This is a genomic window from Sulfurospirillum cavolei (genome assembly GCF_001548055.1).
GTDB lineage: Bacteria > Campylobacterota > Campylobacteria > Campylobacterales > Sulfurospirillaceae > Sulfurospirillum.
Window position 1 is genome coordinate 2,275,928 of record NZ_AP014724.1, and the last position, 22,750, is coordinate 2,298,677.

23 protein-coding genes are annotated in these 22,750 nt (G+C 43.4%); 5 read left to right on the plus strand and 18 right to left on the minus strand.

Features of this window, described 5'->3' with window-relative positions; genetic code table 11:
* Positions 1-78 precede the first annotated feature (78 nt).
* The 3 genes from UCH003_RS11395 to UCH003_RS11405 form a co-directional block, all read right to left on the minus strand.
* Positions 79-2,370 carry a sensor domain-containing diguanylate cyclase gene (locus tag UCH003_RS11395; protein WP_060826594.1) on the minus strand — a complete coding sequence of 764 codons (2,292 nt, stop codon included), beginning with the start codon at positions 2,368-2,370 and terminating at the stop codon, positions 79-81.
* 116 nt (positions 2,371-2,486) lie between these two features.
* Positions 2,487-2,915 (minus strand): Hsp20/alpha crystallin family protein, encoded by a 429-nt coding sequence (locus UCH003_RS11400; protein WP_060826595.1) that lies wholly within the window; start codon positions 2,913-2,915, stop codon positions 2,487-2,489.
* Positions 2,916-3,105: 190 nt separating this feature from the next.
* The gene (locus UCH003_RS11405) at positions 3,106-3,762 is read right to left on the minus strand and encodes a Crp/Fnr family transcriptional regulator (RefSeq protein WP_060826596.1); all 657 of its coding nucleotides are present in this window, start codon (positions 3,760-3,762) and stop codon (positions 3,106-3,108) included.
* A gap of 95 nt (positions 3,763-3,857) precedes the next feature.
* Between UCH003_RS11405 and UCH003_RS11410 the strand changes: the two genes are divergently transcribed.
* The gene (locus UCH003_RS11410; RefSeq protein WP_060826597.1) at positions 3,858-5,141 is read left to right on the plus strand and encodes an HD-GYP domain-containing protein; all 1,284 of its coding nucleotides are present in this window, start codon (positions 3,858-3,860) and stop codon (positions 5,139-5,141) included.
* Here the strand turns inward: UCH003_RS11410 and UCH003_RS11415 are convergent.
* Positions 5,138-5,536, minus strand: a complete 399-nt coding sequence (locus UCH003_RS11415; RefSeq protein WP_060826598.1) for a YchJ family protein — start codon at positions 5,534-5,536, stop codon at positions 5,138-5,140. The genes UCH003_RS11410 and UCH003_RS11415 overlap by 4 nt on opposite strands.
* A gap of 88 nt (positions 5,537-5,624) precedes the next feature.
* On the opposite strand from UCH003_RS11415, the gene UCH003_RS11420 reads away from it, so the two are divergent.
* Complete coding sequence (locus UCH003_RS11420; protein ID WP_060826599.1) at positions 5,625-6,812, plus strand: sugar transporter; 1,188 nt, start codon at positions 5,625-5,627, stop codon at positions 6,810-6,812.
* A gap of 3 nt (positions 6,813-6,815) precedes the next feature.
* Here the strand turns inward: UCH003_RS11420 and UCH003_RS11425 are convergent, their stop codons facing one another.
* From UCH003_RS11425 to hemB, 13 genes are all read right to left on the minus strand, one after another.
* Positions 6,816-9,665: a transporter substrate-binding domain-containing diguanylate cyclase gene (locus UCH003_RS11425; RefSeq protein WP_060826600.1), complete on the minus strand. Its 2,850-nt coding sequence runs from the start codon at positions 9,663-9,665 to the stop codon at positions 6,816-6,818.
* A gap of 107 nt (positions 9,666-9,772) precedes the next feature.
* On the minus strand, positions 9,773-10,399 hold the full coding sequence (locus tag UCH003_RS11430) for a LysE family translocator (RefSeq protein WP_060826601.1): 627 nt from the start codon (positions 10,397-10,399) through the stop codon (positions 9,773-9,775).
* A gap of 42 nt (positions 10,400-10,441) precedes the next feature.
* On the minus strand, positions 10,442-10,837 hold the full coding sequence (locus UCH003_RS11435; protein ID WP_060826602.1) for a hypothetical protein: 396 nt from the start codon (positions 10,835-10,837) through the stop codon (positions 10,442-10,444).
* Between the two features lie 18 nt (positions 10,838-10,855).
* Positions 10,856-11,623, minus strand: coding sequence for a helix-turn-helix domain-containing protein (locus tag UCH003_RS11440; RefSeq protein WP_060826603.1), 768 nt, complete (start codon positions 11,621-11,623; stop codon positions 10,856-10,858).
* Between the two features lie 37 nt (positions 11,624-11,660).
* Positions 11,661-12,314: a hypothetical protein gene (locus UCH003_RS11445; protein ID WP_060826604.1), complete on the minus strand. Its 654-nt coding sequence runs from the start codon at positions 12,312-12,314 to the stop codon at positions 11,661-11,663.
* Between the two features lie 3 nt (positions 12,315-12,317).
* Entirely contained in the window at positions 12,318-13,082 is a 765-nt protein-coding gene (locus tag UCH003_RS11450) for a hypothetical protein (RefSeq protein WP_144441012.1), read from the minus strand.
* 498 nt (positions 13,083-13,580) lie between these two features.
* Positions 13,581-14,330 carry a hypothetical protein gene (locus UCH003_RS11460; RefSeq protein WP_060826607.1) on the minus strand — a complete coding sequence of 250 codons (750 nt, stop codon included), beginning with the start codon at positions 14,328-14,330 and terminating at the stop codon, positions 13,581-13,583.
* Positions 14,248-15,255 carry a DNA cytosine methyltransferase gene (locus UCH003_RS11465; RefSeq protein ID WP_060826608.1) on the minus strand — a complete coding sequence of 336 codons (1,008 nt, stop codon included), beginning with the start codon at positions 15,253-15,255 and terminating at the stop codon, positions 14,248-14,250. The genes UCH003_RS11460 and UCH003_RS11465 overlap by 83 nt, the downstream gene beginning before the upstream one ends.
* A gap of 157 nt (positions 15,256-15,412) precedes the next feature.
* Positions 15,413-16,675, minus strand: a complete 1,263-nt coding sequence (locus UCH003_RS11470) for a (Fe-S)-binding protein (protein ID WP_060826992.1) — start codon at positions 16,673-16,675, stop codon at positions 15,413-15,415.
* A 3-nt stretch (positions 16,676-16,678) separates the two neighbouring features.
* Complete coding sequence (gene hemN, locus UCH003_RS11475; RefSeq protein ID WP_060826609.1) at positions 16,679-18,052, minus strand: oxygen-independent coproporphyrinogen III oxidase; 1,374 nt, start codon at positions 18,050-18,052, stop codon at positions 16,679-16,681.
* An 8-nt stretch (positions 18,053-18,060) separates the two neighbouring features.
* Positions 18,061-18,519, minus strand: a complete 459-nt coding sequence (locus tag UCH003_RS11480; RefSeq protein ID WP_231964777.1) for a DUF2603 domain-containing protein — start codon at positions 18,517-18,519, stop codon at positions 18,061-18,063.
* Positions 18,520-18,548: 29 nt separating this feature from the next.
* Positions 18,549-19,475, minus strand: a complete 927-nt coding sequence (gene argF, locus UCH003_RS11485; RefSeq protein ID WP_060826611.1) for an ornithine carbamoyltransferase — start codon at positions 19,473-19,475, stop codon at positions 18,549-18,551.
* A gap of 74 nt (positions 19,476-19,549) precedes the next feature.
* Positions 19,550-20,524, minus strand: a complete 975-nt coding sequence (hemB, locus tag UCH003_RS11490; protein WP_060826612.1) for a porphobilinogen synthase — start codon at positions 20,522-20,524, stop codon at positions 19,550-19,552.
* A 76-nt stretch (positions 20,525-20,600) separates the two neighbouring features.
* On the opposite strand from hemB, the gene ribA reads away from it, so the two are divergent.
* The 3 genes from ribA to mscL are packed head-to-tail and all read left to right on the plus strand — an operon-like array spanning position 20,601 to position 22,034.
* The gene (gene ribA / locus UCH003_RS11495; protein WP_060826613.1) at positions 20,601-21,164 is read left to right on the plus strand and encodes a GTP cyclohydrolase II; all 564 of its coding nucleotides are present in this window, start codon (positions 20,601-20,603) and stop codon (positions 21,162-21,164) included.
* A gap of 8 nt (positions 21,165-21,172) precedes the next feature.
* Entirely contained in the window at positions 21,173-21,613 is a 441-nt protein-coding gene (locus UCH003_RS11500; protein WP_060826614.1) for a GNAT family N-acetyltransferase, read from the plus strand.
* The gene (gene mscL, locus UCH003_RS11505; protein ID WP_060826615.1) at positions 21,606-22,034 is read left to right on the plus strand and encodes a large conductance mechanosensitive channel protein MscL; all 429 of its coding nucleotides are present in this window, start codon (positions 21,606-21,608) and stop codon (positions 22,032-22,034) included. Before UCH003_RS11500 ends, mscL begins: the two co-directional genes overlap by 8 nt.
* A 57-nt stretch (positions 22,035-22,091) precedes the next feature.
* Here the strand turns inward: mscL and UCH003_RS11510 are convergent, their stop codons facing one another.
* A complete protein-coding gene (locus UCH003_RS11510; protein ID WP_060826616.1) occupies positions 22,092-22,688 on the minus strand; it encodes a superoxide dismutase in 597 nt (198 codons plus the stop codon).
* Between the last annotated feature and the right edge of the window lie 62 nt (positions 22,689-22,750).

Sequence of the window (22,750 nt, forward strand, 5' to 3'; positions counted from 1 at the left end):
CCTACGGCATGCTAAAGTTTGCCGACACCGTCGGTCAAATGAAAAGAAAAGTTTACCTTTTCTTGGTTAAGAAAGTGTTTAGAACGAGATATCTTGCGTATAAACTTCGCATTCGACACGATTACGTCCGTGCGCTTTTGCACGGTACAACGCTTCGTCCGCTCGCGCGACCATACTTTGTTCATCATCGCCGATATGAAACGTCGCCACGCCGAAACTAACCGTTTTGCTTCCGACGCGGCTCAACGCGTGGCTTTCGACCAAAGCGCGTAACTTTTCTGCCAAAGCATACGCCGCCGCAAGATCACATTGGGGCAGCAAAATCAAAAATTCTTCGCCGCCCCATCGTCCGAGCGCGTCTTCTTTACGAATACGGCTTTTCAACACCGAAGAGAGCTCTTGCAACACGATGTCGCCGACTTGATGACCGTAAGTATCGTTGATTGACTTAAATTTATCGATGTCTAAAAGTGCAATCGAAAACGCCGAGCGGTGCCGTTTTGCCAAGCTCAAATACAACGCGAACAGTTCATCGAGTTTCAAACGATTGTACAATCCCGTCAATTGATCGGTTACCGAAAGTTCCTCGATACGCTTTTTATCGGTAATGTCGTTACGAATCGCCATATAGCCGATCAAGCGGTCCGCATCGTCGTAGCGTGGCGTAATGATCGTATCGACCCAATACGTCGAGCCGTCTTTACGCCGATTTTTAATCTCTCCGTGCCATGAAGTACCCGTTTGTAGCGTTTTCCACATCGCTTCGTAAAACGAAAGCGGAACGTCCGGGTGCCTCAAGAGACGGTGCGTTTGAGCTATCAATTCCTCTTTGGTATAACCCGAAATTTTACAAAACGCGTCGCTTGCCTCGGTAATCACTCCTTGCGTATCGGTGCTAGAGATCATGACGCAGGTATCGATAATATGTAAATAGCGTTCGATTTCCCTTCTTGATTTTCGGTATTCGCTCATATCGCTACAGGTTACGACCACCTTTTCGATCGTTTCAAAATCGGCTTTGAAAATCGGTTGCGCGTTAATCAAAAACCATAACACTTCGCCCTCTTCCCGTCGATGCCCCATCATCACGTTGTAACACGCTTGCTTGGTCGCCAAAACTCTGTAAACGGGGCGTTCTTCTTTCAAAAACGCGCTTCCGTCTTCATGACAGGCATTGAGCGTTGAAGGCGACACATTGAGCATATCGCCCAAAGAGAGGTTAAACATCTCTTGCGACGCAAGATTGCACTCAATCAAATTACCTTGTGCGTCAAATACCATCACGCCTTCGCTCATTGCTTGAAAAATCGAGCGGATTTCCGCTTCAGACTCCAACAGTCGATGCGTTTTTTCCTCGGCAATACGATACGCTTTTTCGCGTGTGTGCTGCAATGCATAAATCCATGCGCTTAAAAGGGCAAACAAAAGCACGCCTAAACTCATCTGAACCGCGGGAAGGTAGCGTCCTAAACCGATATCGAGCACTTGATCGGATTTAAAATAAAGCGTCCATTTTTTACCGTAAAATTCCAATACGATGTAACGTTCGAATTTTGGCATCGTTAAAGCGGGTTTTGAGTCGTAAAGCCTCTTTTGAAGCACCGGCGTATCGCCGTCGTAGATTTCAAAATCGACCATAATATAGTTGGCTTCCAAAAGCGTTTGAAAGAGCGTTTGTGCTTTAACCGCCACAAAAATAATTCCCTTAGTTTGCGCCAAACGCTGTGCATCGGATAACGGAAGTGCCGTATGAGTGTAGACCGGATGCAAAATAATAAAACCGGGTTTTTGGTCGTCGGTCTTTTCTTGAACCAGATCGATTTTAGACGAAAGCGTCGTTTCCGCACGTGAAATCGCATGAAAAATCGCCTCTTTACGTACTTTCTCGCTCATCAAGTCGTATCCGAGTCCTTTTTGGTTGTGTTCGGTAAAAGGCTCCAAATACATAATCGGAAAAGCAATTTCGCCGGCTTCTTCTTGCGGAAAAATCGTATAATAAGGAAACCCTTCATTCCACAATTCGCGTTCGTGTTCGGGACGATCGTGTGCTCTGACAAGCGGCGCGAAACCTAAAGCGTGAAGCCCCGGAAAGTTTTGCTCGACATGGTGTTGATCGGCAAAACGTTTCCATTCCAGACGCGTTACGTTCGAAGATGCGTTCATAAACGCAACCGCGCTTTGAAGCAATTGCACGTTCGAATCGAGTGCTTTTTCGATCAGTAAAATGACTTGGTTTGATGCGTTGGTAAAACGGGTTTGTTCCGTTTGCTCGATCCACTCTTCGCTCTTCCATGCAACGACGGCAGAGACGAAAACGCCGATCAGAAAGATCAGTAAGGGCCATAAAATTTTTTGAAAAAGACGTTTCACCGCTTCCAATCCTCATGGTAAAATCCACACGAAGATTGTAGCAAAAAAGAGAGAAAAGTAAGGAATCAAGGGGAAGAAGGCAAGGAAAACCCTTGCCTTGAAGAAGATTCAGAGGCTTATTTGACTTCGATTTTTTTGACTTCGGCTTTCTCGATCTTGAGTTTAGGAAGCACCACTTCCAGTACGCCGTTTTCGCTACTTGCCTCAATATTTTCGACATCGACGTTATCGGGAAGCGCGAAACTTCTTTGGAATTTACCGTAGGAACTTTCGACTTTATAGTAGTCTTTTTCTTTGCGCTCCTCTTTGAAGCTTCTCTCTCCTGAAATAATCAACTGATTTTCTTTCAAGTCGATGTGAATATCTTCTTTTTTAACACCGGGAAGATCAACCTCGACGTGATACGCAAATTCGCCCTCTCGGGTGCTCACACTCGGCTTAAACGCGGAGATACCGTTCTCGTCCGACTGATCAGGATAGTAGCCGAACAACTTGTTCTCAAGCTCTTTAAGTTCTCTAAACGGATTGAATCGTGTCACTAACATGGCTAACTCCTTGTATTGTTTTTTGATGAGAGAAGTTTAGCCCAATCCTATCAAGGATGTCTGCCACTTAAGTAGCACAAAAACCCTTTTTTCATCACGGCTTTTAGGCAAAGCCCAAAAGCCTACGCTAAGCCGCTGTAGCACTAAATGACTTGCCTCTTGAGAGGGTAGCACGTGGTTTGTATGACGTTTATTTCTCGGGAAGGTGTTCGAGCAGGTTTTGGGAGTCTTTGATGAAAATTTCTTTGCGCTTCACGTCAATCAATCCTTGTTTTTTGAGCGATTGAAGGTTTCGGTTGAGCACTTTGCGCACCGTGCCGATCAAACTCGCAAGCTCTTCGTGCGAAAGGTTGTTGATGAGTTTGAGCGTCTGTTTTCCCTCGTGCTCTTCGATGTTCCGCGCGATCAGCTTCATCAAGCGCGTCGTCGTATCGTAGAGGGAGAGTTCGCTTGCCAAATTTTCGACGTCGCGCAACTGCTTGGCGACATAAGGGAGAAACAGTTTGTTGAACGAAGGTTTCGTTTCGATCCATTCGCGAAACAGTTCGATGGGGAAAACAAGCACTTTAACTTCGTCCAATGCCATAGCGACGTTTTCGTGAAGCTTGCCGTCCAACAAACTGACAACGTCGTACATGTCGCCTTTGCTCAGCAAGTACAAAATCTGTTCTTTGCCGTTTTCAAAGTTAATTTGAGAGACTTTCACGCGCCCTTCCAAAATAACGAAAAAGTGCTCCAAACACTCTTCCGGACGCATCAACACCTCGCCTTTTTTGACAAAACTCATTCGTCCGAAGCGTGAAATATCCTCGTGAAGCTCTTTTTGAATCACGTCTAATGCATACATGTTAAGGGGACTCTCTCTTTGAAACGATTTATGGTTTAGCATTATTCTTGACGTAAATTATAGTATGATTTTGTAAATTTCTCGGGAGTTTCACAGTGAATCGTACCATTTTGCGTTCTTTCATCTTACGCGCATCTTTCGCAACCCTGATTTTACTCGTTTTTGGCGTATGGGGCGCGGTGTACTTTATGCAACGCGATTTTGAAAAAACGCTCGGTCGACACCTCGAAGAACAATTAGGTAGTTTAAAAGAAGAGTATTCCTACTCTCTCAAACAACATTATCAAGAAAAAAGCGAGTTAATGCGGCATAATGCACAAACGCTTATGAATAAAATGGAGTTTATCCATCTTGAAATTTATGATGAAAACCATGAAGAGCTTTTTGACCTTTCGCCTCAAACGCAAAAGGCAAAAATCTTAGATGACGTGATTCAACAAAATCATGATCGTGTTTTGCTGCATACGTTTCCCAAAGACGCCCGTCCCGTCTATAATTTTTTTAGCCTTCAAGAACAGTTGTTTGTACAAGTTTTTTTTCCTTTAGTCGTCAATACGCATAAGATCGGTTACATCGAAGGTGTTTTACTTATCAATCCTTTGAGCGTCAAACAGTTTAAGAACAGCCTCGTGATGACGGTAGCCGCCATTTGCATTAGTACTTTGTTGTTATCTCTCATCATTTTTCCGCTGATTGTTTTAGCGTATCGGCAGTTGAGTCAAAAGCACTCGGCGCTCATCAACAGCAATATTCAAATCATTCGCTCTTTAGGTAATGCGATTGCCCAGCGCGACAGTGATACGGACGAACACAACTATCGCGTGACACTTTACAGTATCGCATTGGCCGAACGTATCCGCCTGCCGCGTGAAGCGATCCAAAAGCTTATCAAAGGTGCTTTTTTGCACGACATCGGAAAAATCGGTATCGCCGATGCAATTTTGCTCAAACCGGGCAAATTGACCGATGAAGAGTTCTCGTACATGCAAGAACATGTCAGTAAAGGCATTGAAATCGTTCAAAGTATCGAATGGCTAGATGAAGCCAAAGAGATTATTTTATACCATCATGAAAAATTTGACGGAAGCGGCTATGCCCACGGTCTCAAAGGAGAAGATATTCCTTTAGCGGCACGTATTTTTGCCGTCGTAGACGTTTTTGACGCATTAACCTCTAAGCGCCCTTATAAAGAGCCTTTCCCTTTGGAAAAAGCCGTTGCGATTTTACAAGAAGGAAGCGGAAAGCATTTTGATCCGAAGATTGTCGAAGAATTTTTACAACTGATCGCACTCTCGTATGAAACGATGCTTCTCATGGATTCTGCTCATTTTAAAACCAAGCTCTATGAAAAAATCGCTTTTTATTTCGATGAGGACTAATCCACTTCTCCGTCTAAATACATCCACGCTTTGCCGTAACGTTTGAAGCGTGAATGTTCGACATGTAAACCCTCTTTGCCCTCATGAACGTACGTTGCGCGAAACGAAACTTTGCCGACTTTGTCGTTGACGCCGCCTTGCCATACGCTTAGAACCTCTACGTTCACCCATGCGATACGCTTACATGTAGCGATAATCTCTTCTTTGAGATGTTTGTCGCGCGAATGCGGATGCGTCGTTTGCACCAAATAATCCGCCAAACCGAAGACAAACGCACTAAAACGCGAACGCATTAATGCTTCACATGTCGGCGCGTTAATTGCTTGATGGTAAGGTTCACAACACGTTTCGTACGGTTTTTGGCTACCGCAAGGACACAAATCGGCTTTTTTCATGAGACGTCTTTTTGGGTGAAATTCAACGCTTATTATAGCAAACCTTCTTTCAACTTCTTTTGTACGTGTTTTGGTTACACTTCGCGTTATGAAAGTTTCATCGCTCCCGTTTTACACCTCGCTTCGTCCGTGGTTTCCCGTTTTTTGTTTAACGATTTGCGCGTTTATTTTCAACACCACCGAATTTGCGCCCATCAGTCTTTTATCCGACATCGCCCGCGATTTTCGTATGAGCGAAGCGCAAGCGGGGCTGATGATGAGCGTTTACGCGTGGATCGTCGCGACCGTGTCGTTGCCCTTAATGCTCTTAACCCAGTCGGTCGAACGCAAAAAACTTCTGTTGATACTTTTGGTATTTTTTATCGGCGCACATCTGCTCTCAAGCGTTGCGTGGAGCTATACGACCTTGATGGTCTCACGCGTCGCCATCGCGTTTGCCCATGCGATTTTTTGGTCGATTACCGCTTCGTTGACCTATCGCTTAGCCCCCAAAGGTCAAACCACGCGCGCACTCAGCATCTTGGCAACGGGAAGTGCTTTGGCGGTGGTGTTGGGATTGCCGATCGGGCGTATTATCGGGCAAGCGTTGGGATGGCGTTTTACGTTCGGATGTATCGCCGCATTATCGACTCTCATGCTTTTCTTTCTCGTCAAACTTCTGCCTTTGCTTCCAAGCGTCAACGCCGGATCGCTTAAAAGTCTGCCGTTGTTATGGAAACGTCCGGCATTGCTGGGCATTTACTTGCTCACGATTGTCACGATTACCGCGCACTTTACCGCCTATACCTACATCGAGCCTTTTGTGCAACAAGTCTCGCTCTTGGGAGAGACGTTTGCCACGACCGCACTTTTTATCTTCGGAACGTCCGGACTTTTAGGAAGCGTGATCTTTGCCAAGTTCAAACAACGCCATCCGTTTCGCCTGATCGTCTTTGCTTTAAGCATGCTGATCGGCGTACTTTTGCTGCTCTTACCGCTTGGATTCTACCCTCTTAGTTTGAGTCTCTTGTGTGTCCTATGGGGCATTGCGGTTTGTTTGGTCAATCTTATTTTACAAATCAGCGTCTTGGAACTTTCTCCCGACGCGACCGACGTGGCGATGTCGATGTACTCGGGCATTTACAACATCGGTATCGGTGGAGGTGCGTTTGTAGGCAGTCTGGTCATTTCGCACAGTTCTATGGCATACGTCGGCTTCGTCGGCGCACTGTTTGGGAGCTTTGCGCTGGCGTTGGCGGTTTGGCTTTGGAAGCGGTATCTTGTAGAGCGACGCTAAACCTTACATGTCAAACGCAACGACGCGGTTTCGCCCTTGCGCTTTGGCTTCGTAGAGTGCTTTATCGGCTTTGTCGAAGACTTTGACGATACTATCGTATTTTTCAAATTGCGCTACCCCGAAACTCGCCGTAATTGAAACCACTTCGGGAAACCTGTACGCGGCAATGCTTTCGCGCAATTTTTCCGCCAAAGTTTTAGCCCCGTTTTTGTCCGTGTTGCGGCAAATGAGCAAGAACTCTTCGCCGCCCCAACGTCCGAACACGTCGCTTTCGCGTTTCGCACGCATCACGATTGCGGCGATGCTTTTGAGTACCTCATCGCCTCGTTTATGCCCGTAATTGTCGTTCACGTTTTTAAAATAATCCAAGTCGAATAAAACAATTGAAAGCGGCGATTGATAGCGATCGAACAACTTTTTTTCCTGCTCTAAAATATCATCCAGCTTCAAACGATTATGAATACCCGTAAGCTTGTCGGTGTTGGAGAGGATTTCCAGTTTTACGTTGTATTGATGGAGTTGATACTGCCTGATCAAGACGATAAAAACAATAAAACCGATGAACGCCGAAATAATATAAACATACGTATAGTCCATATGCCCCTCGACGTTGACCGAAATCCATTTGTTTAAAACGGTTTGTTTTTGAGTCGCATCGATCAAATCGATCGCTTTTTCAAATAACGAGAGCAAAAGCGGTTCATCGTTTCGCGTCGCGATGCTCAGGTCTATTCTTTCATCCAGTTTGCTAATGATTTTTAACGAACCGAAATAGTCTTTTTGAATCTGATACGCCATCGTCGGTAACGTCCCGATAAACCCGAAAAGCTTCTTTTGCGCGACTTGTTTAAGTCCCTCTTCGTCGCTTGGGGTATCGATAAATTGAAGATTCGGATAATGAACCCTCAAAATATCGCCGTACGCATACCCTTTGGTTATCCCGATGGATTTGCCCGCAAGCGCGTTGATGTCTGCGTAAAACACTTTGTCTTCCCCCGAAACCAACACAAGCGGTATTTGCATGTACGGATGGGTAAAATTGAGATACGCCTTGCGTTCGGGCGTCGCGATGGAAAGCGATAAAATGTCGCACTGACGCTCTTTGGCTTTGAGAAGCGATTCCGCCCACGTGCGCGTCGGTATCAAATCGATCGGAACGCCTAAAAACGTCTCCATAAGAGCGATATAATCGGCAATGATGCCCACGTGCTTCCCGTTTTGGTTCATCTCCAAAGGCATTTGATCGGGATTGATACACATACGAATACGGTTTTTTTGCGCAAGGTATATCTGCTCGTCTAAGGAAAGAGCCAATCTCGACTCTTTGGACATAATGCTTTTCGACCACTTGGATTTCAGCGCGTCTAGTTCATCGGGCGTGACGCTGTGCAAGGCTTTGTTAATAATCCCTTGCAAGACTTCGTCTTCCGGTTGCATCACGATGTAAAGGTTGCTATCTTCCAAATTTTTGAGCGCGACTTTAAAAGCAACATGTAAGTTGGTGAGCATCTCTTTTTCGATGACATAATGCGCCGTAAACGCATCGTCGACTCCGGCATCGATCAATCCGTATGCGATCGCTTCGAGCATCTCTTTGGCGGTTTCATACTCCACAACGTTGAGCTCGGGATACTCCTCTTTAAGGTATTGCGTTGTCGGCCACCCTTTGCCCGCACCGACGGTTTTACCTTTGAGCGTTTCCATCGTGCTGATGTCGTGACGCTTGGTTTGGGTGATGAGGGCTAAGTCCATCGTGATAAATTTATCGCTGAAACGAAAATGGTGACGTCGCTCCGCGGAGGGAATGAGCGGTTGCGCCATCTGAATCTCTTTGTTTTGAAACTTTTCAAACACGACAGGCCATGTACCGCTGATAAAATTGAAATGTATGCCTACTTTTTTGCCTAAAAGTTTCAAATAATCCACCGAAAAACCTTTTGCCTCGCCCTCTTCGTTAAAATCGTACGGATACCAGCCAAGCTCGTTGGTCACGCTAATGATGGGATGTGTCGCGATATACATTTTTTCATGTTCATTTAGCTCGATACTTTGCGTGGCGGCAAGCGAATTTTTTTCCTGAACCAGTGGAAGGTATTTGCGTTTGATCTTGACATGTACGTCTTGCGGCATGACCTCCAACATCTTATTAAAAAGCGAGATAAACTCAGGCCAATCCTTCGCCACAGCAACAGACTGCTCTTCGGTAGCGTAGCGCGTGAGATTGGAAATCTTGACGTTATCGAGACGATAGTTTTTAACAAACATGCTCATAATCGCAATATCGCCGATAAAACCGTCGACTTTATGCTCGTTGACCGCCCTCATCGCTTCAAGAGAATTGGCATAAGTGACGTAGGTAAAATGCGGAAAATCGTGTTTAAGCTTCTCGTTAATCACGTAATGAGGAACCACGGCAATTTTACGCATACTTCCGTTAAAGAAGATTTCGGAAGGAAAGGTTTTGGACGTTAAAAGCGAGAAAGGAAAAGCACAGTAGGATTTGCTAAAGAGCATCGTTTGGTGAAGTTGAGAATTAGGCGTCAACCGTAAAATGACGTCAATACCCTCGTGCGTTTTCACACGCTCCAACGCTTCCGCCCAACTGCCGCGGGCGTCGTATTCGATTTTGAGATTGAACATGGAAGCAAAAAATTTGATGTACTCAACGCTGATGCCGACGTACTCGCCCTCTTGCATAAATTGGTACGGCGGAAGGTCTTTGGTGATGCGAACGTGAAGGGTTTTGGTTTTATCCAACCATGCTTGCTCTTGTGGGCTTATCTCAACCGTTGCGGCATGCAACCATCCAAGAAAGTACGCCGTTATAAAAAAAAGGGAGACGATCACTTTCATGGCATGCCCTCTCAAGACAAGAGTGTTTCGGGACTTCGGGACTTAGTATACTAAAAATTTTCTACAAATGCGTTATGCCGAAACGTTTAGCCTTACATGTAACGTTTTTAATGCTCATCAAGCAACAGTTTCAGCCCTAAAAAGAGGAAGAGAGCTCCGACGGTTTTATGAAACCATCGAATTGCGAAATGATCTGACGTTAGTTTTTGCAGTGCAAGCGTTGCACTCCATGCGATCAAAATATTCCATAACGTTCCGTTCACGTTAAAGACGACACCTAAAAAGAGCATGCTTAAGGAGTGGTATTGCGCTTGTTGATCCACAAACTGAGGTAAAAATGCTAAGAAAAAAAGTGCGACTTTGGGGTTGAGCGCATTGGTTAAACACCCTTGCCAAAAAATCGTTTGAAACGAGACAAATCGCGCACGTTGCGACGAAACGAGAGAGGCACTTTGAAAGATCATCTTAAAGCCTAAATACAAAAGGTACAACGCACCGATGACCTTCACGACCGTAAACGCCGTTGCGGAAGCAACGAGAAGGGCCGATAATCCGACGCTTGCCGCCACGATATGAACCATACATCCCGTCGAAATTCCCAAAGCCGCCGCCAAACCGCCTTTAAAGCCTCGTGACGAAGCGTGTGAAAGAATATAAAGCGTATCGGCTCCGGGCGTCATATTGAGCAGTAAACCGGAGACGACAAAAAGCCAAAGATCGTGTGTTCCGAACATCGTTCTCCTTGCGTTGTTTCAAGGTGCTCTGTTTTAAAGAGTTTATCGCTTACTATTATAGTGCGAACTTCCCCAAAATCCAAGCAATCCCACCGGTAAAAGCAATATCCATTGCGGTAATTTAAACCACCAACCGCTTGATGTTTGCATTGCTATCACGGCTAAAAAGATACCGCCGAAAGAGCACCACAAAAAAGCAATGCACTTCACGGTTACAAGCAGCTCTTTCGTACAGGCATAAGAACTTCGCATGAAAATCAATGCCGACAACCCTAGCGTTACCGAAACCATATGCCATAGGGCATACAAAACGAGCTTCGCTTCTTCATCCATAGGCGTCGCGAGCAATACCGAAGCGACATCCGCCCCGCCTGCAATGACGTGAATCAGCGTCGTTACCAGTGCCAAAAGCCCTGCTAGCAAAAGTTTTATATTCATCGTATCGACCTTAATTTTTTACCGTATTGTAGGGTGAAACGACGCTTTTGTCTTGTAAAAAACCGACATAATCTCATGCGTGGGAAAAAACTGTGAGAATTTTTTGAACTCTTTATTGAAGTGAGATTGGTCACAATAGCCAAAGTCATACGCAATCGCGGAAAAATTGGAAATATCGTTTTTGATCACCTCTTTAAACACCGTAAAAAAGCGCAAAATAGTGCAAAATTTTTTCGGCGTATACCCTATGAAATGTTTGAAAAGTCGTTCAATCTGCCTGCTACTAAGCTTGGCGTAATTTTCTAAATCGCGCATCGTTCGAACACCTTGATGCAACGTGATATGATCAACGAGGTCGAGTATCGGTTGATGAAATGCCGTCGCTTTGCATAAAGATTCAAAAAGCGCGTCAAGGAGAATGACTTTTTGAGCCTCATCCGATCCGTAACGATCAAGCTGATAGTGCAACGATGGAGACACTTCCGCTAAAGGGACGATACGATCGGTCAAAATATGGGCTTCGATGTGTAACAGTTGAGGTAAAACGGAAGGACGAAAACGAATTCCAAACGCATCATCGCCCGCTTCAATCGGCATAATCTTACTCTCACTCATCGCTCCGACAAGCATCCATTGCCGCTTTTGATAGACAAGATCCATGCATCCATCCGGCACGATGGGTATTAAAATGCTTTTGGACGAACTGTTTTGAAGGCTCCAATACGTATCGATGAAAGTTTGAAGAGCAAAAGAAGGGTGGTATTTTTGAGTCTTCAAAAACTGCAAATCAATGACCTTTTGTGTTTACATGTAACAAGATTCTCTACTTGCCCCCATAAAAAGAGCCTATTATTTGCCAGATTTCATCTATCTCTTCCTCACTCCACTCTTTACGTTTTGGTATCGGCGTATCTTTTTGTTTTTGCGTAAGCTCTATGTAAGAATAACGCTTGGGATTATTTTGTATTTGCTCAAGAACATGGTAATAGTTGTCGTCACGGTACCTATCACTTAAAATGCATTTTTTGTGGACTCTATCCCACATAATGCCTTGGTCTGCTTTTTTACCGTCTCTTATCCTTAGCCTCTCATCAACCCAAAGAAAAGCATCGTAAAAACTACCGATAAAGCTATGACCTGTTATCATTTTACTTTCATTTCGATTGTCTTTCAAAACTTCAGTAAATCTACCTATCTCTCGTAAAGAACGATGGGTTAATGACATGACAATGATTTCATAAAATCCTAAACTATAATCATATAAAGAATAAATCTCTCCATGTTTTACAAAATATACACCGCATACCATACTGACGTCATCACAATGTTCGAAAAAACTATGCGCATTTAATTTTCGAAAATCATTTGACCATATATAATATCCAGTAGTATCGCATTCGATGTAGAAATCTCTTATCATGTTTTGCTTGCCAAGATGCAAGTCTCGTGTTGGAAGTAAATGAGCAGTATTATACACTATTTAGATCTCTATAAGATTGCTTTTATTTCCAACATAAGCATCAACAAAATTTAAAATATCTCGAACCCTTGAAATAGAATGTTCTTGCAATCTAAAACGCATATCAGAACAAGAGACACAATAGTATTTAGCAATATCATACTCTCGTTTCCAAAATGAAGGATATGTATCGTTATCATGAATAAAAAATCCTAAACATTCTTTTATCGCTAATAAATCCGCATCTCTTAGGGTATTTCTACGCACATGGCTGTAAAGCCTTTTAGTATCGCCTATCTCCACAATTTCATCAAAAAGAGTAGCTATTTTATTTGGTAAGTCTATATCACAGACGGTATCGTTAAAGCAGGCATTAATATATTGTGTCGATATGGTCAAAATTCTTAATTTTTGTTCTTTAGAGACATTTGTTCCCGCACAAAGACTCTCACCGCTTTTAAAACGACTTAAAATTTTATTGGCAATAAATCTAGCAAAACCGTAAAAGACCTCATAATCAAAAATCATGTCCAAGTAATTAAGACGATTGAGACTTTTCATCTTAGTCACTTGTACATTCTTACCATTTTGTATCAAGTTTATCATTTCTAAAAGCTTTTTGCTAATATGATATTTATCGGGCTTTTTTTTAGGTTGTTTGATTGTTAAAGTTCGTCTGAAGTGTTTTTTTGTGTGATATTTCCAAGCCAACGAACCTTCCTTTATCGTTTTGGCACTAAAGTATTTCAAAAAACTTCCAAACGTCATCATTTTTTTATCTAACATCTGTAGCTGTTGATGTCGTTTAGCATACTCAGGATACACGCCACGCATCCAAGCATTAAACGAACCTCTCCCAAAAATAAACTTTAAAAATGGCTTTTCTCCGATAGTATATACGGCGAGATTCTTTTTTTAATTTTCCTTTTTCCTGCCATAACCGAAATAGACTTCCTGAAATATGAACATAATCTCGGTCATGCTTATAATAAAAAATGCCCTCTTTTTTTCTATTTTTTTTAGTCCTTTCGGGGTAAAAAAGAGCCTTATTATTTTTAAAAAGCCACTTATCGGGAAATAAAATATAAAACCCTCCGGTATAGACGATAACCGTGTAATGTTCTGAGAATGTGACCTGCATATGTAGCATTATTTATATTGTATATTATTTACCATTTCTATATATTACACTAAGTAAAAGCTTTTATATTGAAATGAAAATTTTTCTTTAAAACCAACATTTTAACCTCTTGTTTGATATTCTTTAAAATTTACATGGTAATTTTATAAAAGTTCACTTCGCATTCCTAGTATTCTAACCCAGTTTTGTGTGAAGCCTAAACCTTCCAAAACAACCTTCGGAGAGAGTTGTTCTGGCTGTTTAATAATAATGGCTAATCTGTCATCTGGAACATGCTCAATGATAGTAAATTGTGCCCCATGCGGTTGCCATGTAAACTTATGCTCTCCATCTTCGTTAAAACCTTCAATATTATGATTTTTATTCCACTTCCATGTAAATGAGTCTTGATTATAAAGAACCGTGTCGTGTTCAAATAAAGCTAATTCTAATAGATCTTCACTTTTGATCAAAACTGTTGTTCTCAAATGATGATATTTACTTCTGATAGCAGCGACACGTTCATTCCATATGGAAAGAACCATAGCACCGATCATATTTGGATTTTGCGAAAAAACGGCATCCTGCCCAAATGAAAACGATGGAGAATTACGTCCTGAGATTAAGCGTACTTTTTTCGCTTTTGATGGAGAAATTGCTTTTACCGTTTTAGCACTCCAAGCGGTTTGTTCTAAAACGATATCATCCAAACCAACATTGGACGGCTTCCAACGTCCTTGGATTATTCGTGAAAATATCTGCTCCCAATCTGAACCTTCAAGAGAAGGTGTCATACGTGTTGCTAAGAGGTATACAATCTCTTTCGCTAAGTCACATGCAACATTGTTCGGAAAATGATTCAGTGGGTAGGGCGGTATATATTTTTCGACTGTTTTTAATTTTGGGCGTAACACCGTCTAACTCCTCTTGCGAAAGTAATAAAGATTTAATAACAACCTCAGCTACATTCACAGGCAAAGAATTTCCTGCTTGTTTACGCAACTGACTCTCACTTACCGTTATTTTAAAGCTTTCAGGAAATCCTTGTAAACGTAGCATTTCTCTAGAACTCAAACGACGTTCTCCATTAACAAGAAGATAATTATAAGATGCTCCTGCGCGCAATGCACATGAATACGGATGCGCACTAACACTACCGCTCTTATTTTCATGCCAAATCGTCGTTTCTCTAGGTATCGTTTTTATTTTTTCTTTACGATTTGCCTGAATTTTTGATGAGGCATATAACGATTCAGGAACTTCTTTTTCGAGAATATCATCAAGCGATTTTGACATAATTTTTTTAGTCGGTAGAGAAAAATTATCTAAACCATGAAGAGAGCCGATAATCCAGATGCGCTCACGTTTTTGAGGTAATCCAAAATCTAATGCATTGAGCAATAAATATTCAACGGCATATCCCATATCTTTTAATACATTTACTATCGTTTTAAGCGTTTCACCTTGATTATGACCCATCAGTTGCTTGACATTTTCCAAGACAAACATTTTAGGTCGTTTAACAGAAAGAATCCGTGCGATATCAAAAAAAAGCGTTCCTCTCGTATCTTCAAAACCCTTACGATTTCCAATAATGCTAAAAGATTGGCAGGGAAACCCTCCTAAAAGTACTTCAAAATCTGGAATCGTATATGCATCTATTTTTGTAATATCTCCATAGGGTAATTCATGAAAATTTTCGGCATACGACATACGGCATGCAGGATCTATATCTGAGCTAAATACACATTGATGCTTGATCCCAAGTGAACGACATGCTCCCTCCATACCATAGCGGAACCCGCCTATGCCGCAAAAAAGATCTATAAATCGAATCATCATCATATCCTTAATTATTAGTGATCGTATTATAATTTTTTTTGCTTACATACCTGTAAAATATTGCATAATGACATATTTAATACGTTGAACTTTTCGGCTTAAGCAATATCTATGCCTAGATTATTTGGGTAAGGTCGAAAATTTCGACCTTACATTATCCCTCTCTTAGCGCTTTAGCGATCAATTCTATCGGGTTTTTAAACACAACATCGACTTTTTGCCCGTGCATCGCGTCACTCAGTTGCATACGACACGCACTGCATTCGGCACTGACAAACTGCGCTCCCGTTTCTTGAATCATCGCCGCTTTAGGTACGCCTGCGGCTTTAGCGAAACGGTAATTTCCCGTTTGCATCGTCACGCCGCCGAAACCGCAACAACGGTTCGGGTCGCTCATCTCTTTGATGACGTAGTTTTGGGAGATGAGATTGCGAGGTTCCTTCCAAACACCTTGCATTTTGCGTGCGTGGCAAGGGTCATGGTAGGTGACGGCATCACTTTGTTTGGCTTTGGTTGCCAAGATTTGCGCTAAGTTGGTTTTCTTTTCCAAGTATTCCGTTGCCATAAAGATGTGTGGAGCGATGGCTTTTGCACGTGATTGCCATTCAGGTTGGTCGTGGAAGAAATGCGCGTAGTCTTCTTTGATCATCGCGCTACAGGTCGCTTCGGGAATAATGATGGCGTCTAACTCATCTTTAAAGCCCTCGATGTACTCGATGTTAAACTTTGCAAGCGCATCAACGCTCTCAAAATCGCCCGTGAAGTATTGAGGTGCGCCGCAGCATTTTTGCTGTTTGATAAGATACGCATCGATTTCCAAGACTTTGAGAATCTCTAATAGTGCCTTACCGATGTCGGTGTACATGTAGTTTGCCAAACACCCGATAAAAATGCCCACTTTGCCTTTGCCGCCGTTATAAATCACGTCGGGGTGGGAATTCAAAAACGTTTTCTTTTTCAAGCTCGGGAACAATCTGTCCATTTTAATGATCGGAAAGTTTCGCATATACATAGAGCTTTGTTTGTCCACCAGTTTAAAGCCGCATGTTTGAAACATATAACCCAAACGGGCTAAGACGTCCATAATATTACGGTTGCGTAGCAAAAAGAACGCAAGTTTTTTATACCATGCAAGCCCGAATTTTTTACGAATATCGTTACGCGCTTGCTCGATGAGCCCGTCGACCGGCAAAGAGTTGGGGCAGACACTCACGCAATTGGTACACAAAAAGCAGCTTTCAAAAATCTTTTTAGCGTTTTTATCGAGTTCCAGTTCACCGCGTTGGTACGCACCCAAAAGGTCTAAAAATCCTCTAGGAGAGGTAACTTCATCACGGTTGACTTCGTGAATCGTACACACGGGGATACATTTTCCACACTTCACACACGCATCGCTCGTTACATTAAATTTAAACATCATCTACACCGTTTTGCTAAAGCGTCGTAACGCTTCGGGAATTTTTTTAAGATACGCATCAAAGGGCATCACGATATTGCGAATGAGCAGTGTGCCTGTGGTATTGACGAGAATTTTTTTCTCCACTTTATCGATCATCACCAAATCTTCTTCGACAAACGGTGCAAGCGCCTCAATCGCGTCGGCAAAGTAGTCAAAAAAGTCGATGCCAAACTGCGCTTCGATGCCTGCGATGTTGAGCTTGAAGTTGCTCATCATCTCCATAATAACGGCTTTTCGAAGCACATCATCGTCGTTTAAGATGAGCCCACGATGCACGGGTAGTTTTCCCTCATCGATCGCTTTTTCATACGCGTCCATCTCTTTGAAGTTTTGCACATAGTGGCGCACGCCCTCACCGATGCTGGTTAAACCAATACCGATCAAATCCGCCCCGCCTTTAGTGGTATAGCCTTGGAAATTACGGTGCAATTCGCCCTTTTCGATGGCAAGAAACAGCTCATCATCAGGTTTTGCAAAGTGATCCATACCGATCATTTTATAGCCATTGGACTCTAAATAATCAATCGTGTAGCGCATAATGGCAAGCTTGACACTAGGGTGCGGAAGCGTAGTCTCATCGATCTTGCGCATCGACTTTTTCATCCACGGCACGTGCGCGTAGTTAAAGACCGCCAGACGGCTTGGATCAAGTGTCACGGCAAGACGAAGCGTCTCTTGAAAGCTCTCAAAGGTTTGGTAGGGAAGTCCGTAGATCAAGTCCATATTGATCGACTTAATGCCCGAGCTTTTTGCCATCTTTACAACATTTTCCGTCACATCGTAAGGTTGAATGCGGTGGATCGCTTTTTGAACCTCATCGTTAAAGTCTTGCACACCATAACTCACGCGGTTAAACCCGTTACATGTAAGCACCTCTAACTGCTCTTTGGTGAGGTAACGAGGGTCGATCTCACAGCTGATCTCGGCATCTTTGGCGAAGTTTTTAAAATGCTTCTTGATAGCACCTATAATGCGCTCTAACTGTGCGGTGCTAAAAAATGTCGGCGTACCGCCACCAAAGTGCATCTGAATCACTTCGCGCGACGTGTCGAGGTGTTTGGAGAGTAACTCTAATTCACGCTCCAAATAGTCGATATAACGCTCTTTTTTATCTTCTTTACTCGTGTAAACGACATTGCATCCGCAAAAATAACAGGCACTTCGGCAAAAAGGAAGATGAAAATAAAGAGAGAGTTTTCGGTTTTTATCTTGGGTTGCCAAGACGTCTTCATAACTTTTACATGTAAAGCTCTCATGAAACTCAGGAGCCGTAGGATAGCTGGTGTATCTAGGTCCTGCTTTGGAGTATTTGGCAAATTTATCAAAATCAATCATACTTCATCCTAACGCGTCGTCGCGCTGATAATACTAGCACCTTCAGGCAAATAGAGGTCTTTGAGGTCTAAAAAGAGATTGGGGTGATCTTTTTTGATCTTTTTGATCAATTTATCAAAGTCTATCTCTTTCTTTTTGCTCTTGTTGATCTCTTCCATCGCCACCGTCCAAACATCTTGAAAGTCCAGTGGTAACTGCTGAAGAATGCTTTTTTCCAGTTTGAGAAAAAGGGTCTCTTGCTCGGCTTGTTTAAAATGTTCGATCATTTTACTCAGCGTCTCAATAGAGAGAAGCGCGTGCAATTGTTGCTTTTCATCATACACCAGCCACGGCTCTTTGGTGTTGTCCCATGAACCGTTTTTAAGGCGCAAAAGTTTCGTTTCGTCTGTATCATTTGGAAGAATTTCCAAAACCGTCTGTTCTTTTTGTTTGGTTGGGCTTAAATTTTTAGAAATTTTTTCTATCATCTTAAACTCTTTTCGTTTTTTAAATTCCATTAGTTATTTCTGTGCTTATCCAGCCATACCATCACGGCTTTTTGGGCATGAAGTCTGTTTTCTGCCTCATCAAAAATCTCATCGGCATGCGCTTCAAAGACACTCTCGCTCACTTCATAATCGCGGTACGCTGGCAAGCAGTGTAAAAACATTGCATCATCTTGTGCCAAGCTCATCATCGCATCATCGACCATAAACCCTTGAAAATCAGCGATGCGCTTCGCTTTTTCTGCCTCTTGTCCCATCGAAACCCAAGTGTCCGTGGTAACAACGGTAGCACCTGTGATCGCCTCTTTGGGGTCATTGCCGATTTTGATGACCGCACCACTCTCTTTGGCAAAAGAGAGCGCATCTTCTAAGATTTGAGCATCCACTTCATACCCTTTAGGTGTGGCGATGCGAAGTTCAAAACCCAGTTTAGAAGCGAGCATCAACCATGAATGGGTCATGTTGTTGCCATCGCCCACGTAGGCTACGATGGGGTTTTGATCTTTTTTGTATTCGACCATTGTAAGATAATCCGCCATCAACTGCACAGGATGGTACGAATCGCTCAAACCGCTGATAACAGGAACACGTGAATACGCCGCAAACTCTTCGAGCGTACTTTGCGCAAAAGTTCGGATCATCACCATGTCGACCATGCGACTAATGACACGCGCCGTATCTTTCATCGGTTCACCGCGTCCAAGTTGTAAGTCATTTGAAGAGAGGAACAACCCTTTTCCGCCAAGCTGATGAATCCCCACTTCGAAGCTGACACGTGTTCGTGTACTGCTTTTTTCAAAAATCATGCCTAAGGTTTGATTTTCAAGGTAGGGTTTAAATTTGCCTTTTTTCGCCTGTTTTTTGATCTTGATCGCCAAATCGATGATCTCTAAAATCTCTTTTTTTGAAAAATCTTTCAGTGTGAGAAAGTGTCTCATATTCAATGTCTCCTTTTATTTGGGCAAAGCCCACATAAAATTCCCCGCACTAAAGCTTACGCTTTGCGTAGAATTTACTTTTTTCTTAAAATCTCAGCTACTTCTTTCGCGTGGTAACTGATGATGATGTCAGCCCCCGCGCGTTTAAACGCGATCATCGTCTCCATCATCACACGCTCATAATCGATCACACCTGCTTTTGCGGCCGCTTTTAAGAGCGCATATTCGCCACTCACGTTGTAAACACACAGCGGTGTCGACGTTGCTTCACGCACATCACGCACGATGTCGAGGTATGCAAGAGCGGGTTTCACCATCAAAATGTCAGCCCCTTGCGCTTCATCTTCGATCGATTCAGCAATGGCTTCTCTGCGATTGGCTGGGTCCATCTGGTAGGTTTTACGATCGCCAAAAGAAGGAGCAGACTCTGCCACATCGCGAAATGGTCCATAATAAGCACTGGCAAATTTGGTCGAATAACTCATGATCGGAAGGTTGATGAAACCCTCACGATCCAAAGCCTCACGTAACGCTTCGATCATCCCGTCCATCATGCCAGAAGGGGCGATCATATCAGCACCCGCATGCGCGTGAACCAATGCTTGTTTGGCTAAAATCTCCAGCGTTGCGTCGTTATCAACGCTTTCGTGCTCCATATCTAAAATGCCGCAATGTCCGTGATCGGTAAATTCACAAAAGCAAAGATCGGTGACGACAAACATGTTCGGATACGCTTTTTTCACCGCTTTGATCGTACTTGCGATAATGCCATGTTCACACAGCGCGTCACTGCCTACGCTGTCTTTGACTTCGGGAATACCAAATAAAATAATAGAGTTGATACCAAGTTCGTGCAAACTTCCGCACTCTTTGACAATTTCGTCAATGCTCATTTGGTAAACGCCCGGCATCGAGCCAATCTCTTTTTTAATCCCCTCGCCACTTCGTGCAAATAACGGATAGATAAAATCGTCCATACTAAGAGTGGTTTCGCGCACAAGGGAGCGAAGCGTTGCGTTCATTCTGAGTCTTCTAAATCTTTTAAACATTCTTTTGCCTTATCTTCGTTAGAATTATCGTCGCTTATAAAAAATAATGATTTTACCATAACTGGATTTAAAAAATATGAAAATCGAAATTTCCGAAGTTGCAAACCTTCCCTCTCGGTTTGGAAGCTTCAAAATTCAATCGTTTAAAGAGGGTATTAAAGAGCATTTAGTGATCTTCAAAGAGCCTTTAGGTACGATTCCTTTAGTTCGAATTCACAGCGAATGCCTTACGGGCGACACTATCGGAAGCCTGAAATGCGACTGTCGCGACCAACTCGAATATGCCTTGAAGCTCATCGAAAAAGAAGGCGGTATGGTCATTTATTTACGCCAAGAAGGGCGTAATATCGGGCTTCTCAACAAAGTCAACGCCTATGCTTTGCAGGATAAAGGTTTTGATACCATCGAAGCCAACCACCAGCTCGGTTTTAAAGCCGACGAACGTACCTACGAGATCGTCGAGTTTATCTTAAACCGTTTTAACATCTCGAAAATCCGACTCTTAACCAACAATCCCAAAAAGCTCGAAAGCCTCAAAGGGATTGAAATTACAGAACGCGTGCCCGTGATTATCGAACCGAACGTTTTCAACGAGAAGTATTTAAAAACGAAAAAAGAGCAAATGGGACACCTTTTTTAGGAGAAACCGTGATACGTGAAGCCAACGTTCAAGATGCCGACGTTTTAGCGATTCTTCTCGAACAATTGGGCTATGAGAACACGTCCTCTTTTCTTCCCGCGCGCATTCAAACGCTTTTAGAACATCCCGACGCGTCTTTAGCGGTGTACGAAACCGAGGGTCGCGTCGTCGCTTTGCTTTGTTTACATGTCATTCCTCAAATCGCCCTACTCGGTCCGTTTTTACGGATTAGCTACTTTGTCGTCGATGAAACGATGCGTTCGGCTCACATCGGTGCTACCTTAGAAGCTTATGCTTTAGACGTCGCTCGAGAGAAAGGCTGCGATCGCATCGAAGTGCATTGCCATGAAAGGCGCAAAGACGCACACCGTTTTTACGCGCGACACGGTTACGTCGAATCGCCGAAATATTTTGTCAAAAACCTACATGTAAGGAGTGAAGATGCTTAAAGAATTTCGCGATTTTCTCGTCAAAGGAAACGTCGTCGATATGGCGGTCGGTTTTATTTTCGGAGCGGCGTTTGCGACGATCGTCAAATCGCTGGTCAGCAACGTCATCATGCCGCCGATCGGCTTGTTGCTCGGGAACGTCGATTTTTCGTCGCTCTTTATTGCGCTGGACGGCAAAAGCTACGCCTCTTTGAGCGAGCTTGAAAAAGCGGGTGCTCCGGCGATCAAACTCGGTGTTTTTTTCAACGACCTGACCTCCTTTGTTATTTTGGGATTTGTCATGTTTATGATGATCAAAGCGTATACGAAGATGGTACCCAAAAAAGCACCCGAAGCTACGACGAAAGCGTGCCCCGAGTGCGCGATGAACATTCCCCTCGCCGCGAAAAAATGTCCGCATTGTTTAAGCGATCAAGCCTAACATCGACGCACAAAAATCCTTACATGTAAGATGACATGTAAGGATTTTCAATCGACCTTACGCTAGCAAATTGGCTTCGGCAAACTCCCAATTCACGAGATGTTTTAAGAAAATATCGAGATAATCTACGCGCCTGTTTTGATAATCCAAATAGTAGGCATGTTCCCACACGTCGACGGTTAACAAAGCTTTTTGAGCATGCACCATCGGCGTATCGGCATTGGACGTTTTCGTCACTTTGAGCACACCGTTTTCCAGCACGAGCCACGCCCAACCGCTTCCAAATTGCGTCGCACCCGCACTTTTAAATGCTTCAACAAACGCTTCGTAGCTTCCGAAAGCTTCGTCGATTTTTGCCGCGATCGCACCGCTTGGTGCACCGCCGCCGCCTTTTTTCATCGAATGCCAATAAAACGTGTGGTTCCACACCTGTGCCGCATTGTTGAAAATAGCCGTTTTTTCGGGCTTGTTCGCCGAGAGTTTGATGATCTCTTCCAGCGGCACGTCCGCAAGGTCGCTTCCTTGAATGAGATTGTTTAGGTTCGTAACATACGTTTGATGATGTTTTCCGTGATGAAATCCAAGAGTATCGGCACTGATATACGGTGCAAGCGCGTGAGCTTCGTAAGGAAGCGGAGGTAAAGTAATCGCCATCGTAAACTCCTTGTTGTAAAATAATCGTCTCTTTCATTCTATCGCTTCTTGCTAAATGAATG

Bases quoted from the DNA above. Each gene is read 5' to 3' on its own strand.
- UCH003_RS11400 (WP_060826595.1), bottom strand. From the start codon at position 2,915: ATGTTAGTGACACGATTCAATCCGTTTAGAGAACTTAAAGAGCTTGAG.
- UCH003_RS11405 (WP_060826596.1), bottom strand. From the start codon at position 3,762: ATGTATGCATTAGACGTGATTCAAAAAGAGCTTCACGAGGATATTTCA.
- UCH003_RS11415 (WP_060826598.1), bottom strand. From the start codon at position 5,536: ATGAAAAAAGCCGATTTGTGTCCTTGCGGTAGCCAAAAACCGTACGAA.
- UCH003_RS11420 (WP_060826599.1), top strand. From the start codon at position 5,625: ATGAAAGTTTCATCGCTCCCGTTTTACACCTCGCTTCGTCCGTGGTTT.
- UCH003_RS11425 (WP_060826600.1), bottom strand. From the start codon at position 9,665: ATGAAAGTGATCGTCTCCCTTTTTTTTATAACGGCGTACTTTCTTGGA.
- UCH003_RS11430 (WP_060826601.1), bottom strand. From the start codon at position 10,399: ATGTTCGGAACACACGATCTTTGGCTTTTTGTCGTCTCCGGTTTACTG.
- UCH003_RS11435 (WP_060826602.1), bottom strand. From the start codon at position 10,837: ATGAATATAAAACTTTTGCTAGCAGGGCTTTTGGCACTGGTAACGACG.
- UCH003_RS11450 (WP_144441012.1), bottom strand. From the start codon at position 13,082: ATGTTAGATAAAAAAATGATGACGTTTGGAAGTTTTTTGAAATACTTT.
- UCH003_RS11465 (WP_060826608.1), bottom strand. From the start codon at position 15,255: ATGATTCGATTTATAGATCTTTTTTGCGGCATAGGCGGGTTCCGCTAT.
- UCH003_RS11470 (WP_060826992.1), bottom strand. From the start codon at position 16,675: ATGTTTAAATTTAATGTAACGAGCGATGCGTGTGTGAAGTGTGGAAAA.
- hemN (WP_060826609.1), bottom strand. From the start codon at position 18,052: ATGATTGATTTTGATAAATTTGCCAAATACTCCAAAGCAGGACCTAGA.
- UCH003_RS11480 (WP_231964777.1), bottom strand. From the start codon at position 18,519: ATGATAGAAAAAATTTCTAAAAATTTAAGCCCAACCAAACAAAAAGAA.
- argF (WP_060826611.1), bottom strand. From the start codon at position 19,475: ATGAGACACTTTCTCACACTGAAAGATTTTTCAAAAAAAGAGATTTTA.
- hemB (WP_060826612.1), bottom strand. From the start codon at position 20,524: ATGTTTAAAAGATTTAGAAGACTCAGAATGAACGCAACGCTTCGCTCC.
- ribA (WP_060826613.1), top strand. From the start codon at position 20,601: ATGAAAATCGAAATTTCCGAAGTTGCAAACCTTCCCTCTCGGTTTGGA.
- mscL (WP_060826615.1), top strand. From the start codon at position 21,606: ATGCTTAAAGAATTTCGCGATTTTCTCGTCAAAGGAAACGTCGTCGAT.
- UCH003_RS11510 (WP_060826616.1), bottom strand. From the start codon at position 22,688: ATGGCGATTACTTTACCTCCGCTTCCTTACGAAGCTCACGCGCTTGCA.